Here is a 13,802-nt window from a genome sequence, read left to right on the forward strand (position 1 = left end):
GCCGGGCCGCCCCCCGCACGTCGTCCGGCGGGCCGGTTACGCGGGTCCCGCGATCGCCGCGACGGGCTTCGCCAGCGGAGCCCCGGAGCCGTCGCGCCGCGGGTCCGGCGCCGGCAGTTCGGCGGGCGCGCCGTTCGCCTGGGCGGCCCGCGCGGGCGTGGGGCCCGCCCAGGCGAACACCAGGGCGTCCTCCCCCTTCAGGAACCGCTGGCAACGCACCCCGCCGGTGGCCCGGCCCTTGCGCGGATACTGGTCGAACGGGGTGAGCTTGGACGTCAGCATCGAGTCGTCCAGCACGCCCTGCGAGCCCGCCACCGTGAGCACCACCGCGTCCGCCGCCGGATCCACCGCGGTGAACGAGAGCACCGAGGCTCCCGCCGTGAGCTTGACCCCCGCCATGCCGCCTGCGGCCCTGCCCTGCGGACGCACTTGCGACGCCGGGTATCGCAGCAACTGGGCGTCGGACGTGATGAAGACCAGGTCCTCCTCGCCCGTGCGCAGTTCGGCCGCGCCGACGATCCGGTCGCCGTCCTTGAGGGCGATGACCTCCAGTTCGTCCTTGTTGGCCGGGTAGTCCGGAACCACCCGCTTGACGATCCCCTGCAGGGTGCCGAGCGCCAGCCCGGGGGACGCCTCGTCCAATGTGGTCAAGCAGACGACGTTCTCCTCACCCTCCAGGGTGAGGAACTCCGAGACCATCGCCCCGCCCGAGAGATTGGGCCCCGCGTGCGTGTCCGGCAGTTGCGGCAGATCGACGACCGAGAGCCGCAGCAGCCGGCCCGCCGACGTCACCACACCCACCTCGCCGCGGGCCGTCGTCGGCACGGCGGACACGATCACGTCGTGCTTGGCGCGCTTGGCGTCCTCGGCGAAGACGATCGGTTCGTCGCCTGCGGTACGGGCCAGCAGACCGGTCGACGACAGCAGCACCCGGCACGGGTCGTCCGCGACCTGCAGCGGCACCGACGCGACCTGCGCACCGGCCGACTCCAGCAGGACCGTCCGCCGCTGGGTGCCGAACTTCTTGGCGACCGCGGCCAGTTCCGCCGAGACGAGCTTGCGCAGCACGGCGTCCGACTCGAGGATCGTCGTCAGCTCGTCGATCTCCTTCGTGAGCCGGTCCCGCTCGCTCTCCAGCTCGATCCGGTCGAACTTCGTCAGCCGGCGCAGCGGGGTGTCCAGGATGTACTGCGTCTGGATCTCGCTCAGCGAGAATCGCTCGATGAGCCGCTCCTTGGCCTGTGCCGAATTCTCGCTGGACCGGATGAGCCGGATGACCTCGTCGATGTCGAGCAGCGCGACGAGCAGGCCCTCGACCAGGTGCAGGCGGTCGCGGCGCTTGCCCCGCCGGAACTCGCTCCGCCGGCGCACCACGTCGAAGCGGTGGTCGAGGTAGACCTCCAGCAGCTCCTTGAGGCCGAGCGTGAGCGGCTGTCCGTCGACCAGCGCCACGTTGTTGATCCCGAAGGAGTCCTCCATCGGCGTCAGCTTGTAGAGCTGCTCCAGCACCGCCTCGGGCACGAAGCCGTTCTTCACCTCGATGACCAGGCGCAGACCGTGCTCGCGGTCGGTCAGGTCCTTCACGTCCGCGATGCCCTGGAGCTTCTTCGACCCGACCAGGTCCTTGATCTTGGCGATCACCTTCTCCGGGCCCACCGTGAAGGGCAACTCCGTGACGACCAGGCCCTTGCGGCGGGGGGTCACGTTCTCCACGGACACCGTCGCACGGATCTTGAACGTCCCGCGTCCGTTGGCGTACGCGTCCTTGACGCCGCTCAGGCCCACGATCCGGCCGCCGGTCGGCAGGTCGGGGCCCGGGACGAACCGCATCAGCGTCTCCAGGTCCGCGCCCGGATGCTTGATCAGGTGGCGTGCGGCGGCGACGACCTCGCCCAGGTTGTGCGGCGGCATGTTGGTCGCCATGCCGACCGCGATCCCGGACGACCCGTTGACCAGGAGGTTCGGGTACGCGGCCGGGAGCACGGACGGCTCCTGCTCCTGGCCGTCGTAGTTCGCCTGGAAGCCGACGGTGTCCTCGTCGATCGACTCGGTCATCAGCGACGTCGCGTCGGCCATCCGGCACTCCGTGTACCGCATGGCGGCCGGCGGGTCGTCGTTGCCGAGCGAGCCGAAGTTGCCGTGGCCGTCGACCAGCGGGAGACGCATGGAGAACGGCTGCGCCAGCCGGACCAGCGCGTCGTAGATCGACGCGTCGCCGTGCGGGTGCAGCTTGCCCATGACCTCGCCGACGACCCGCGCGCATTTCACGAAGCCGCGGTCGGGGCGCAGCCCCATCTCGTTCATCTGGTACACGATGCGGCGGTGCACCGGCTTCAGGCCGTCACGGGCATCGGGCAGGGCCCGTGAGTAGATCACCGAGTATGCGTACTCGAGGAAGGAGCCCTGCATTTCGTCGACGACATCGATATCGAGGATGTTCTCCTCGAAGTCGTCCGGCGGCGGGGTCTTCGTGCTGCGGCGGGCCATCGCTGCTGCGACTCCTTCACGGATTCTGTTCGGGCAACCTCAGGTTCTGACGCCGACCATTGTGGACCGCCGCACCGACAACGCCGACCTCGACCCGTCCCAACCAGGTGTTCCGCCCCGCCGGGCGGGATGCCCGAAGGGCCGCAGGGGGCGCGTGCGTCGGGTGGTGCGCCCCTCTTTCACGCGAACTTCCGCGGTATGGGAACTTCGCCAGGTGTCTGTGCGCTTGCTTACAGTGGCAGGTCACGCAGGAAAACCAGTAACGCGATCGAAGGGACGTACATGCCCATGGGTCACACGGCCACAGCCCAGGCCGGTTCCGGCGGCTTGACAGCGACCGAGCACCGCCTGGCCAACGGCCTGCGCGTGGTGCTCTCCGAGGACCATCTGACCCCGGTCGCCGCGGTCTGCCTCTGGTACGACGTCGGCTCGCGCCACGAGGTCGAGGGGCGCACGGGTCTGGCTCACCTCTTCGAGCACCTGATGTTCCAGGGTTCGGCCCAGGTCAAGGGGAACGGGCACTTCGAGCTGGTGCAGGGCGCCGGGGGTTCGCTCAACGGGACCACCAGCTTCGAGCGCACCAACTACTTCGAGACGATGCCCGCGCACCAGCTGGAGCTGGCCCTCTGGTTGGAGGCGGACCGGATGGGGTCCCTCCTCGCCGCGCTCGACGAGGAGTCCATGGAGAACCAGCGCGACGTCGTCAAGAACGAGCGGCGCCAGCGCTACGACAACGTGCCCTACGGCACGGCGTTCGAGCGGCTGACGGCGCTCGTCTACCCCGAGGGGCACCCGTACCACCACACCCCGATCGGCTCGATGGCGGATCTGGACGCCGCCACGCTGGAGGACGCGCGCACCTTCTTCCGCACGTACTACGCGCCGAACAACGCGGTGCTGTCGGTCGTGGGCGACATCGACCCCGGGCAGACGCTCGCCTGGATCGAGAAGTACTTCGGCTCCATCCCCTCCCACGACGGGAAGCGGCCGCCGCGCGACGGTGCGCTGCCCGAGACCGTCGGCGAGCAGCTGCGCGAGGAGGTCCGCGAGGAGGTTCCGGCGCGCGCGCTGATGGCCGCCTACCGGCTGCCGCACGACGGCACCCGTGAGTGCGACGCGGCGGACCTCGCGCTGACCGTGCTCGGCGGCGGCGAGTCCTCACGGCTGCACAACCGCCTGGTCCGCCGTGACCGTACGGCCGTGGCGGCCGGATTCGGGCTGCTGCGGCTGGCGGGTGCCCCCTCGCTCGGCTGGCTGGACGTCAAGACCTCCGGCGGCGTCGAGGTGCCGCAGATCGAGGCGGCGGTCGACGAGGAGCTGGCCCGCTTCGCCGCCGAGGGTCCGACGCCCGAGGAAATGGAGCGCGCCCAGGCCCAGTTGGAGCGCGAGTGGCTGGACCGGCTCGGTACCGTCGCGGGCCGCGCCGACGAACTCTGCCGGTACGCCGTGCTGTTCGGCGACCCGCAGCTCGCCCTGACCGCGGTGCAGCGGGTCCTCGACATCACGGCGAAGGAGGTCCAGGCGGTCGCCGAGGCACGGCTGCGTCCCGACAACCGGGCGGTGCTGGTCTACGAACCGGTCGAACCGGCCGAGGCCGCCGATGAGACCGACGCCGACGACACCGACGCGCACGAAGGAGCGGACAAGTGACCGACGCCGCCGCGACTGGAGTTTCGATGCAGTTCCACCCCCAGCCCGCCCCCGGTGTCGCCCGCCCCTGGGCCTTCCCCGCGCCGGAGCGCGGCTCGCTGTCCAACGGCCTCACGGTGCTGCGCTGCCACCGCCCAGGCCAGCAGGTGGTGGCGGTCGAGATCGTCCTCGAAGCCCCGCTGGACGCCGAGCCGGAGGGCCTGGACGGGGTGGCCACGATCATGGCGCGGGCCCTGTCCGAGGGCACCGACAAGCACACCGCCGAGGAGTTCGCGGCCGAACTGGAGCGCTGCGGCGCCACGCTCGACGCGCACGCCGACCACTCCGGCGTGCGGGTCTCCCTGGAGGTCCCGGCCTCCCGGCTGGCCAAGGCGCTCGGGCTGGTCGCCGAGGCGCTGCGGGCCCCCGCCTTCGCCGACAGCGAGATCGAGCGGCTCGTGCGCAACCGGCTCGACGAGATCCCGCACGAGCAGGCCAACCCGGCCCGGCGCGCTGCCAAGCAGCTCTCCAAGGAGCTCTTCCCGGCCACGTCCCGGATGTCGCGTCCGCGCCAGGGGACCGAGGAGACCGTGGGCCGGATCGACGCGCCGGCGGTGCGCGCCTTTTTCGACGCCCATGTCCGGCCGTCCGCGGCGACCGCCGTGGTCGTCGGCGATCTGACCGGCATCGACCTGGAGGCCCTGCTCGCCGACACGCTCGGCGACTGGTCGGGCGACACGGCCGAGCCGCGCCCCGCACCGCCGATCACCGCCGACGACACCGGCCGCGTGGTCATCGTGGACCGCCCGGGCGCGGTGCAGACGCAGCTCCTGATCGGCCGCATCGGGCCCGACCGCCACGACAGCGTGTGGCCCGCCCAGGTGCTCGGCACGTACTGCCTGGGCGGCACGCTCACCTCACGGCTGGACCGGGTGCTGCGCGAGGAGAAGGGCTACACCTACGGCGTCCGGGCCTTCGCCCAGGTGCTGCGGTCCTCGGCCCCGGACTCGGTCACGGGGGCGACCGGTGCCGCGATGCTCGCCATCAGCGGTTCGGTGGACACCGAGTCGACCGGACCGGCCCTGGAGGACCTGTGGACGGTCCTGCGGACGCTGGCGGCCGAGGGACTCACCGACGAGGAGCGCGAGACGGCGGTGCAGAACCTCGTGGGCGTCGCGCCGCTGAAGTTCGAGATGGCGGCGTCCGTCGCGGGCACCCTCGCCGACCAGGTCGAGCAGCGCCTTCCGGACGACTACCAGGCCCATCTGTACGCCCGGCTCGCGGAGACCGGAACGGTCGAGGCGACCGCGGCCGCGGTCAGCGCCTTTCCCGTCGACCGGCTGGTGACGGTTCTCGTCGGCGATGCCTCCCGGATCGAGGAGCCGGTACGGGCCCTGGGTATCGGCGAGGTGTCGGTGGTCGCCGGCTGACGGACGCGCCGTCACGGATCCGGGGCCGACCAGCTCCTCCGGAGCGGTCCCCTCGGCACTGGCCCCTCCGGGACTGGCGGTTCACCTGCCCTCGGCACCGGCCCACCGGCCTGCGGCCGGGCGCGAGGACGAGGAAGACCCCTGTGAGCGATGTCTCACGGGGGTCTTCCTTTCCAGCGGCCGCGGTTCCGGCGCACCCTGTGGGATGCGCTACAGAACGGCTTGTCCGTTTGGTGAACGAACAGGCCCGCGCTTAGCGTCGACCGGGCTGTCCGCCACCCGTACGTCGCGACCGCGACGCACCGGACGGCCATCGCCGAGTCCCCACCGGGCGTGAGCCCAGGGGAGCCGGGGACCCATGCAGTCCCTGGGGTGAATCGGAAGCCTGGACCACGATGAGGCCGGGGCGTCCGTAGGAGACCTTCCTTGCTCCGAACCCGTCAGCTAACCCGGTAGGCGAGAAGGAAGGAAAGGACCAGCCACTTCATGGCGTTCACCCGTTCCACCGGGAAGCACCGAGCCCCCGGCCGGCTGACGCGCGGCGGCGCCAAGGTCGCTGGCGTCGCGGCGCTGGCCACCACCGGCGTCGTCGGAGGGCTCGCCTCCCCGGCCCTCGCGGCGGACACCGAGCCCTCCGCCGTCGGCGACACCGGACTGAACCAGGTCATCGCCATCCAGGACGTCATCGCCGACCGGATCGACGCCCAGGCCGACGCGCAGCAGCACCGGGCCGACGTCGTCGCCGAGGCGAAGGCGGCGGCCCAGCGGAAGGCCGAGGCCGAGAAGCGCGCCCAGGCCAGGGCCGAGGCGAAGCGCGCCGCCGAGGCACGGGCCGAGAGCATGCGTGCTGCCCGCTCCGCCGAGCGCGCCCGTCTGGGCCTCTTCCAGCTCCCGGTCGCCGGCTCCTACGTCACCACCGGATACAAATCCAGCGGTTCGCTCTGGTCCTCGGGCCACCACTCGGGCATCGACTTCCACGCGGCGTCCGGGAGTCCCGTCGTCGCCGTCGGAGCCGGCACGGTCGTCGAGGCGGGCTGGGGCGGTGCGTACGGCAACAACATCGTCCTGCGGATGACGGACGGCACGTACACCCAGTACGGGCACCTCTCGTCGATCGGCGTCCGGGTCGGCCAGAGCGTCGGGGCGGGCCAGCGGATCGGACTCTCCGGCTCGACCGGCAACTCCACCGGACCGCACCTCCACTTCGAGGCCCGGACCGCCCCGCACTACGGATCCGACATGGACCCCGTCGCGTATCTGCGGGCCCACGGCGTCTCCGTCTGACCGACGGCGCCCGGCGAGCCGCTCGCGAACCGCTCTTCGAAGGCCCCGGCATGCCGGGGCCTTCGGCGCTTCCGGCTCTCCCCGCCCATGGACCGCCCCTGCCGCGGCCGAAAAAGGGCGGTGGCCGCAGAGCGTTCACCCCGTTCCCCCACCATCGGAATACGGCCGCGCCGCAGCGCTTCAGGACGAGGCCCCCGGCGCGGCGCATCGCGAGAGGACTGCGGAGCGGGGTCGGGGCGACCTCGCTCGGGGCGACCGCGTGCCACGGGAAGCGGGCCGGCCCCGACCGGGAGACGTGAGGAGCCGCGGTACCGGTCGGCGGTACCGCGGCTCCTTCGCGGGTTCGGCCCCAGGGGCGGTCGCTACGGCAATCGGCCCTCCGGGGATTCCCGGAAGGCCGGACGCGGGCCCGAAAGCCGGACGTGGGTCAGACGGTCTCCGGGAGTTCGTCGAGGCCCTCGGCGACCAGCCTCGCCAGGCGGTCCAGGGCGATCTCGGCGCCGTCCGCCTCGGACGCCAGCACGATCTCCTCGCCTCCTCGCGCGCCGAGACCGAGCACCGCGAGCATGGAGGCGGCGTTCACCGGAGTCCCGTCGGCCTTCGAGACCGTCAGGGGAATGCCGGAAGCCGTGGCGGCACGGACGAATATGGAAGCGGGGCGGGCGTGCAGGCCCTCGGCCCAGCCGACGTTGACGCGGCGCTCAGCCATGGTTCTGCCCTTCATGATTCACTAGTTGTCTAGACCATTCTCTCATGGTGGTGCGCGGTGCTCCGGCCGACCCGCGCCGCACCCGGGAGCAGTGCCGCAATGCCGTTCGGCCCCCCTTAGACTGCCTTGGTCCCGGGAGCTACGCGAGTGGTGGACGAGCCGTAGTCTGTGCCCATGCAGTCCTCGCCGGAGCAGAGTCCGCCCCACGCCTACCCCGACCACTGGGAAGCGGATGTGGTCCTCCGCGACGGAGGCACCGCGCGCATCCGGCCCATCACCACGGACGACGCCGAACGGCTGGTCAGCTTCTACGAGCAGGTCTCCGACGAGTCGAAGTACTACCGCTTCTTCGCGCCGTACCCGCGCCTGTCCGCCAGGGACGTGTACCGCTTCACCCACCACGACTACGTCGACCGGGTGGGGCTCGCGGTCACCGTCGGCGGCGAGTTCATCGCGACCGTCCGCTACGACCGGATAGACGACCGGGGCAGGCCCGCCTCCGTGCCCGCGGACCAGGCCGAGGTCGCCTTCCTCGTGCAGGACGCGCACCAGGGCCGAGGGGTGGCGTCGGCCCTTCTGGAGCACATCGCCGCCGTGGCCCGCGAACGCGGCATCCGCCGCTTCATCGCCGAGGTGCTCCCCGCCAACACCAAGATGATCAAAGTGTTCCGCGACGCCGGCTACACCCAGCAGCGGAGTTTCGAGGAAGGCTCCGTCCACCTCACCCTGGACCTCGAACCGACGGCCGAGTCCCTCGCCGTCCAGCGCGGCCGTGAGCAGCGGGCCGAGGCGCGTTCCGTGCAGCGGCTGCTCGCCCCCGGCTCCGTGGCCGTCATCGGTGCGGGCCGGACGCCCGGCGGGGTCGGCCGCACCGTCCTGCGCAACCTCCTCGGGGCCGGCTTCACCGGCCGTGTGTACGCCGTGAATCGTTCCTTCGCCGCCGATCAGGGCACCGTCGACGGCGTTCCGGCCCACCGTTGCGTCGGCGAGATCGGCGAGCCGGTGGACCTCGCGGTCGTCGCCGTCCCCGCCGAGCGCGTCCCGGAGGCCGTGGCCGACTGCGGCGAGCACGGCGTCCAGGGTCTCGTCGTCCTCTCCGCCGGGTACGCCGAATGGGGTGCGGAGGGCAGGGACCGGCAACGCGAACTCGTCCGCCAGGCCCGCGCGTACGGGATGAGGATCATCGGCCCGAACGCCTTCGGCGTCATCAACAACGCCGAGGCCGTCCGGCTCAACGCCTCCCTCGCCCCCGAGCCGCCCAAGCCCGGACGCATCGGCCTGTTCACCCAGTCCGGGGCGATCGGCATCGCCCTGCTCTCCCGGCTCTACCGGCAGGGCGCCGGACTCTCCACCTTCATCTCCGCGGGCAACCGGGCCGACATCTCGGGCAACGACTTCCTGCAGTACTGGTACGAGGACCCTGACACCGACGTCGCCCTGCTGTACCTCGAATCGTTCGGCAACCCGCGCAAGTTCATACGGCTCGCCCGGCGCACCGCGGCCATGAAGCCCGTCGTCGTGGTGAAGGGGGCCCGGCACAGCGGCTCCACCCCGCCCGGCCACGCCGCGCCGGTCAGCCGGATCCCGGACGCGACGGTCTCCGCCCTCATGCGGCAGGCGGGCGTGATCCGCGTCGACACGGTGACGGAGATGGTCGACGTGGGCCTGCTCCTCACGGACCAGCCGCTCCCGGCGGGCCCCCGGGTCGCCATCCTCGGCAACTCGGAGTCGCTCGGCCTGCTCACGTACGACGCCTGTCTGACCGAGGGGCTGCGCCCGCAGCTTCCCCTCGACCTCACCACCGCCGCGACGCCGCAGGACTTCCGGGACGCCCTGGCCGAGGCGCTCGCCGATGAGGACTGCGACTCGGTGATCGTCACGGCGATCCCCCGGGTGGGCGAGGGCGGAGCGACGGAGACGGACGGCGGGGAGGTGCTGGCGACCGCGCTGAACGAGGCCGTGGCGGCCGGCCCCGCCAAGCCGGTGGCCGTCGTCCACGTGGAGATCGGCGGGCTGGCGGAGGCCCTTGCCGCGGCCGCCAGCACGGTCGCACCGCCGCGTACGGCGAAGCCGCCCGCCGCGGACACGCAACCGACGACCGCCGAGCCCGCGTCCACCCGGTCCGCGCACTCCGGGGCCGCTCCCGCCGAGGCCCCGGCCGCCCGGAGCGCCCAGGACGGCCGGACCGCCCGAACCACCCCCGGCGGCCCCGTGACGGACGACCGCACGAGCCGGATCCCCGCCTACCCCGCCGCCGAACGGGCCGTACGCGCCCTGGCCGAATCGGTGCGGTACGCGCAGTGGCGGCGGCACTCCGCCACACCCGGCAAGGTGCCGGAGTTCCTCGACGACACCATCGACGAGTCCGGGGCCTCCGAACTGATCGACGCACTCCTCGGCCCGGACCCCGAACCGCGCGGCAGACAACTCACCCACGACGAGGCGTGCGAGCTCCTGGGCCGCTACGGGATCGCCGTACTGCCGACGCTGCCGGCCCCCGACCCGGAGGCCGCCGTCGCCGCGGCGGAGCGGCTCGGTTACCCCGTGGCGCTGAAGACCACCGCCCCCCACCTGCGCCACCGGGCCGATCTCGGCGGGGTGCGGCTGGACCTCCCGGGCGAGAGCGCGCTGCGTCGCGCATACGGCGAACTGACCGACCTGCTCGGCGGCCCCGCCGAACTCCGGCCCGTCGTCCAGGCCATGGCGCCGCGCGGGGTCGACACCGTCGTACGGGCCTCCATCGACCCGGCGGCGGGCGCCGTGCTCTCCTTCGGGCTCGCGGGCGCGCCCTCCGAGCTGCTCGGCGACACCGCCCACCGTCTGGTTCCGGCCACCGACCGCGACGCCGGCGAGCTGATCCGCTCCATCCGCGCGGCCCCGGTGCTGTTCGGCTGGCGGGGCGCGGCGCCCGTGGACACCGCGGCGCTCGAAGAAGTGCTGCTGAGGGTGTCCCGGCTGGTCGACGACCACCCCGAGGTGGTTTCCGTCGCGCTGGAACCGGTCGTGGTGGCCCCGCACGGACTGACCGTTCTCGGCGCGAGCGTCCGCCTCTCACCGCCGCCGCCCCGCACCGACCTCGGTCCCCGCCGCCTGCCCGACTACTGACCGGTCGGCAGCCTGCGGAACAGGGGACCGCCCCGGCCCCGCCGCCGCGCCCCGGCCGCGGTCCGCGCTCCCGTGCGCCCGCCGATGCGCGGACCGCCGAGCCCGCCCCGCCCTCCCGCGGTCCGCGCCGCCGCACGCCGTCCCCGGCAGTCGTCCACCCCCCGTAGGATGGTGCCCATGGCTAAGACCGGTACGACGACCCAGGGGCTGCGCGCGGCGATCGAGCGCAGCGGCTACTACCCGGCCCTCGTGGCCGAGGCGGTGGAAGCGGCCGTGGGCGGTGAGCCCGTCGCCTCGTACCTGGTCCACCAGGAGACCACCTTCGACTCCAACGAGGTGCGCCGCCATGTGACGGTCCTGGTCCTCACGGCCACGCGCTTCATCGTCAGTCACACCGACGAGCAGAACGCGGACACCACGTCCCCGTCGCCGTACGCCACCACGTCCACGGAGTCGGTCAAGCTCGACCGGATCTCCTCGGTCGTCGTCAGCCGGGTCGTGGCCAACCCCGAGAAATACGTGCCGGGTGCGCTGCCCCGCGAAGTCGTCCTCACCATCGGCTGGGGCGCGGTCTCCCGCATCGATCTGGAACCGGCCGCCTGCGGCGACCCCAACTGCGAGGCCGACCACGGCTACACGGGCAACTCCACCGCCGACGACCTGAGCCTGCGGGTCAGCGAGGCCGGCGACGGCCCGGACACCGTGCGCCAGACCCTCGCCTTCGCGCAGGCCCTCTCCGAGGCCACGGCCGCGACCGCGACGACCGGCCGCTGATGGTCCAGCCGGCCTGGCAGGACCCCGTTCTGCTCGACATCGACACCGCTCCCGTGCCCGAGTACGGCAGCGGCTCGCTCGCCGATCTCCTCCCCACGCTCGTCGCCGGGCAGGGCGTGCCCGGCTTCACCGCGACGATCCCCGAACTCACCCCGGCCGACCGGAACTGCGTGTTCCTGATCGACGGTCTGGGCTGGGAGCAGATCAAGGCGCACCCCGACGAGGCGCCTTTCCTGCACGCGCTGCTCCCCACCTCGCGCGGTGGTACCGGCCGCCCGGTCACGGCGGGCTTCCCGGCCACCACGGCGACATCACTGGCCTCGGTCGGCACCGGACGCCCGCCGGGGGAGCACGGCCTGCCCGGCTACACCGTGCGCGATCCGGGCACCGGCGAGCTGATGAACCAGCTGCGCTGGCAGCCCTGGACCCCACCCGCCGTCTGGCAGCCGCACCCCACCGTCTTCGCGCTCGCCGACGCCGCGGGGGTGCACACCGCGCAGGTCTCCGCGCCGGCCTTCGAGCGGACCCCGCTCACCCAGGTCGCGCTCAGCGGCGGCACGTTCCTCGGCCGGCTGACCGGTGAGGAGCGGATGGACGTCGCCGCCGAACGCCTCGCGGCGGGCGACCGCTCGCTCGTCTACACGTACTACAGCGAGGTCGACGCCAACGGCCACCGCTTCGGCGTCGACTCCGACGCCTGGCGCGGGCAGCTCATGCATGTGGACGGCCTGGCCCGGCGACTGGCCGAACGGCTCCCGCCCCGCTCGGCGCTCTACATCACCGCCGACCACGGCATGATCGACATCCCCTTCGACGAGCTGTCCCGCATCGACTTCGACGAGGACTGGGAGCTGCGCGCGGGCGTCGCGCTGCTCGGCGGCGAGGGCCGGGCCCGGCACGTCTACGCCGTCCCGGGTGCCGAGAACGACGTCCTGGCCGTCTGGCGGGAGGTGCTCGGCGAGCGGTTCTGGGTGGCGAGCCGGGACGAGGCGATCGGGGCCGGCTGGTTCGGCCCGAAGATCGACGAACGCGTCCACGGCAGGATCGGCGATGTCGTCGCGGCGGCCCACGACGACGTGGTGATCACCGCATCGGTCGGTGAACCCCACGAGTCCGCGATGGTCGGCATGCACGGCTCGATGACCCCCGCCGAGCAACTCGTGCCCCTGCTCGAAGTACGCTCTTAGCCGCTCCCGCACCGCCGCCCCCTCCCGCCGCCCACCGCGCTCCGCAGCCCGAAAGGTCCTCAGTTCCCCATGTCCGAGCCCGTGTTCTTCTCCGGAACGACGGAGCATGGGGAGAGTCCCGTCGCGTCCGGGCGGCCGTCGCCCCGGGAGCGGGGCGTCCCGCGCCGATGCCGGTCGGGCAGCGCGGCGCCCCGGAGCTCCCACACGAACCGGAAGATTGTCCTCTGCTGATGTCCGAACTGGTTTTCTTCTCCGGCACCATGGACTGCGGAAAGAGCACTCTGGCGCTGCAGATCGGGCACAACCGGTCGGCCCGGGGGCTGCAGGGCGTGATCTTCACCCGGGACGACCGTGCCGGCGAGGGAAAGCTCTCCTCCCGGCTCGGCCTGGTGACGGAAGCGGTCGAGGCCGCCCCGCGGATGGACCTGTACGCCTACCTCGTGGCCCGGATGTCGCAGGGCGACAAGGCCGACTACGTCATCGTGGACGAGGCACAGTTCCTCGCCCCCGAACAGATCGACCAACTGGCACGGATCGTGGACGACCTGGGCCTGGACGTGTTCGCGTTCGGCATCACCACGGACTTCCGCACCAAGCTCTTCCCGGGCTCGCAGCGGCTGATCGAGCTGGCGGACCGCGTCGAGACGCTCCAGGTCGAGGCGATGTGCTGGTGCGGCGCACGGGCCACCCACAACGCGCGCACGGTGGGCGGTGAGATGGTCGTCGACGGCGAGCAGGTCGTGGTGGGGGACGTGGGGGTGGCCGCGGAGTCCGTCGGCTACGAGGTCCTGTGCCGCCGCCACCACCGCAGGCGGATGACGAGCGCGACGGCGCGAGCGGCGGCCCTTTCGCCCGACGTGCTGCCGGTCACGCCGGGCTGACTCGGCCCTGCCCGGACGCCCGGTGCGGTGCTCAGGATGACGCCGTGAACACGGTGAGCGGCGAGGAACCCGGGTCCGGACCGGGCTCCCCGGGCAGGGCGCAGCCGCGGCGGCTGATCGTGACGATCTACGGGCGCTACGCGCGACACCGGCGGCTGGATGTCCGTGGCCGGGAAGGCGGCCGGGGCGGGCCGTGCGGAACTCGCCGCGAAGGTCCGCGCCTGGTGGGACACCAACCGGCTGCAGCGGCTCTACACCGCGTTCCTGACGGCGTACCGGCCGGTGGTGGAGCGGCTCGCGAGCGGGGACCTGCGAG

9 protein-coding genes and 1 riboswitch are annotated in these 13,802 nt (G+C 72.6%); of the genes, 7 read left to right on the top strand and 2 right to left on the bottom strand.

Translation table 11 applies throughout. The features are described 5' to 3' along the window. Positions 1 to 36: 36 nt before the first annotated feature. A complete protein-coding gene (locus ACIHCL_RS11665; RefSeq protein ID WP_399860016.1) occupies positions 37 to 2,487 on the bottom strand; it encodes a DNA topoisomerase (ATP-hydrolyzing) subunit A in 2,451 nt (816 codons plus the stop codon). Between the two features lie 282 nt (positions 2,488 to 2,769). Here ACIHCL_RS11665 and ACIHCL_RS11670 point away from each other — a divergent pair, with 282 nt between their 5' ends. From ACIHCL_RS11670 to ACIHCL_RS11680, 3 genes are all read left to right on the top strand, one after another. Next, a complete protein-coding gene (locus tag ACIHCL_RS11670) occupies positions 2,770 to 4,137 on the top strand; it encodes a M16 family metallopeptidase (RefSeq protein ID WP_399860018.1) in 1,368 nt (455 codons plus the stop codon). A 26-nt stretch (positions 4,138 to 4,163) separates the two neighbouring features. Further along, a complete protein-coding gene (locus ACIHCL_RS11675) occupies positions 4,164 to 5,546 on the top strand; it encodes a M16 family metallopeptidase (protein ID WP_399860550.1) in 1,383 nt (460 codons plus the stop codon). 304 nt (positions 5,547 to 5,850) lie between these two features. Continuing rightward, positions 5,851 to 6,019, top strand: a riboswitch (cyclic di-AMP (ydaO/yuaA leader). 13 nt (positions 6,020 to 6,032) lie between these two features. After that, positions 6,033 to 6,830: a M23 family metallopeptidase gene (locus ACIHCL_RS11680; protein WP_399860020.1), complete on the top strand. Its 798-nt coding sequence runs from the start codon at positions 6,033 to 6,035 to the stop codon at positions 6,828 to 6,830. Between the two features lie 427 nt (positions 6,831 to 7,257). Here the strand turns inward: ACIHCL_RS11680 and ACIHCL_RS11685 are convergent, their stop codons facing one another. Next, positions 7,258 to 7,539 carry an HPr family phosphocarrier protein gene (locus tag ACIHCL_RS11685; RefSeq protein ID WP_399860022.1) on the bottom strand — a complete coding sequence of 94 codons (282 nt, stop codon included), beginning with the start codon at positions 7,537 to 7,539 and terminating at the stop codon, positions 7,258 to 7,260. Between the two features lie 174 nt (positions 7,540 to 7,713). Here ACIHCL_RS11685 and ACIHCL_RS11690 point away from each other — a divergent pair, with 174 nt between their 5' ends. The 4 genes from ACIHCL_RS11690 to ACIHCL_RS11705 all read left to right on the top strand — a co-directional run bounded on the left by ACIHCL_RS11690 (position 7,714) and on the right by ACIHCL_RS11705 (position 13,486). Beyond that, positions 7,714 to 10,644: a GNAT family N-acetyltransferase gene (locus ACIHCL_RS11690; protein ID WP_399860024.1), complete on the top strand. Its 2,931-nt coding sequence runs from the start codon at positions 7,714 to 7,716 to the stop codon at positions 10,642 to 10,644. A gap of 177 nt (positions 10,645 to 10,821) precedes the next feature. Beyond that, on the top strand, positions 10,822 to 11,418 hold the full coding sequence (locus ACIHCL_RS11695; RefSeq protein ID WP_399860026.1) for a DUF5998 family protein: 597 nt from the start codon (positions 10,822 to 10,824) through the stop codon (positions 11,416 to 11,418). After that, positions 11,418 to 12,605, top strand: coding sequence for an alkaline phosphatase family protein (locus ACIHCL_RS11700; protein ID WP_399860028.1), 1,188 nt, complete (start codon positions 11,418 to 11,420; stop codon positions 12,603 to 12,605). The genes ACIHCL_RS11695 and ACIHCL_RS11700 overlap by 1 nt, the downstream gene beginning before the upstream one ends. 230 nt (positions 12,606 to 12,835) lie before the next feature. Further along, positions 12,836 to 13,486: a thymidine kinase gene (locus ACIHCL_RS11705; protein WP_399860031.1), complete on the top strand. Its 651-nt coding sequence runs from the start codon at positions 12,836 to 12,838 to the stop codon at positions 13,484 to 13,486. The last annotated feature ends 316 nt before the right edge of the window (positions 13,487 to 13,802 follow it).

Source organism: Streptomyces sp. NPDC052042, assembly GCF_044548345.1.
GTDB lineage: Bacteria > Actinomycetota > Actinomycetes > Streptomycetales > Streptomycetaceae > Streptomyces.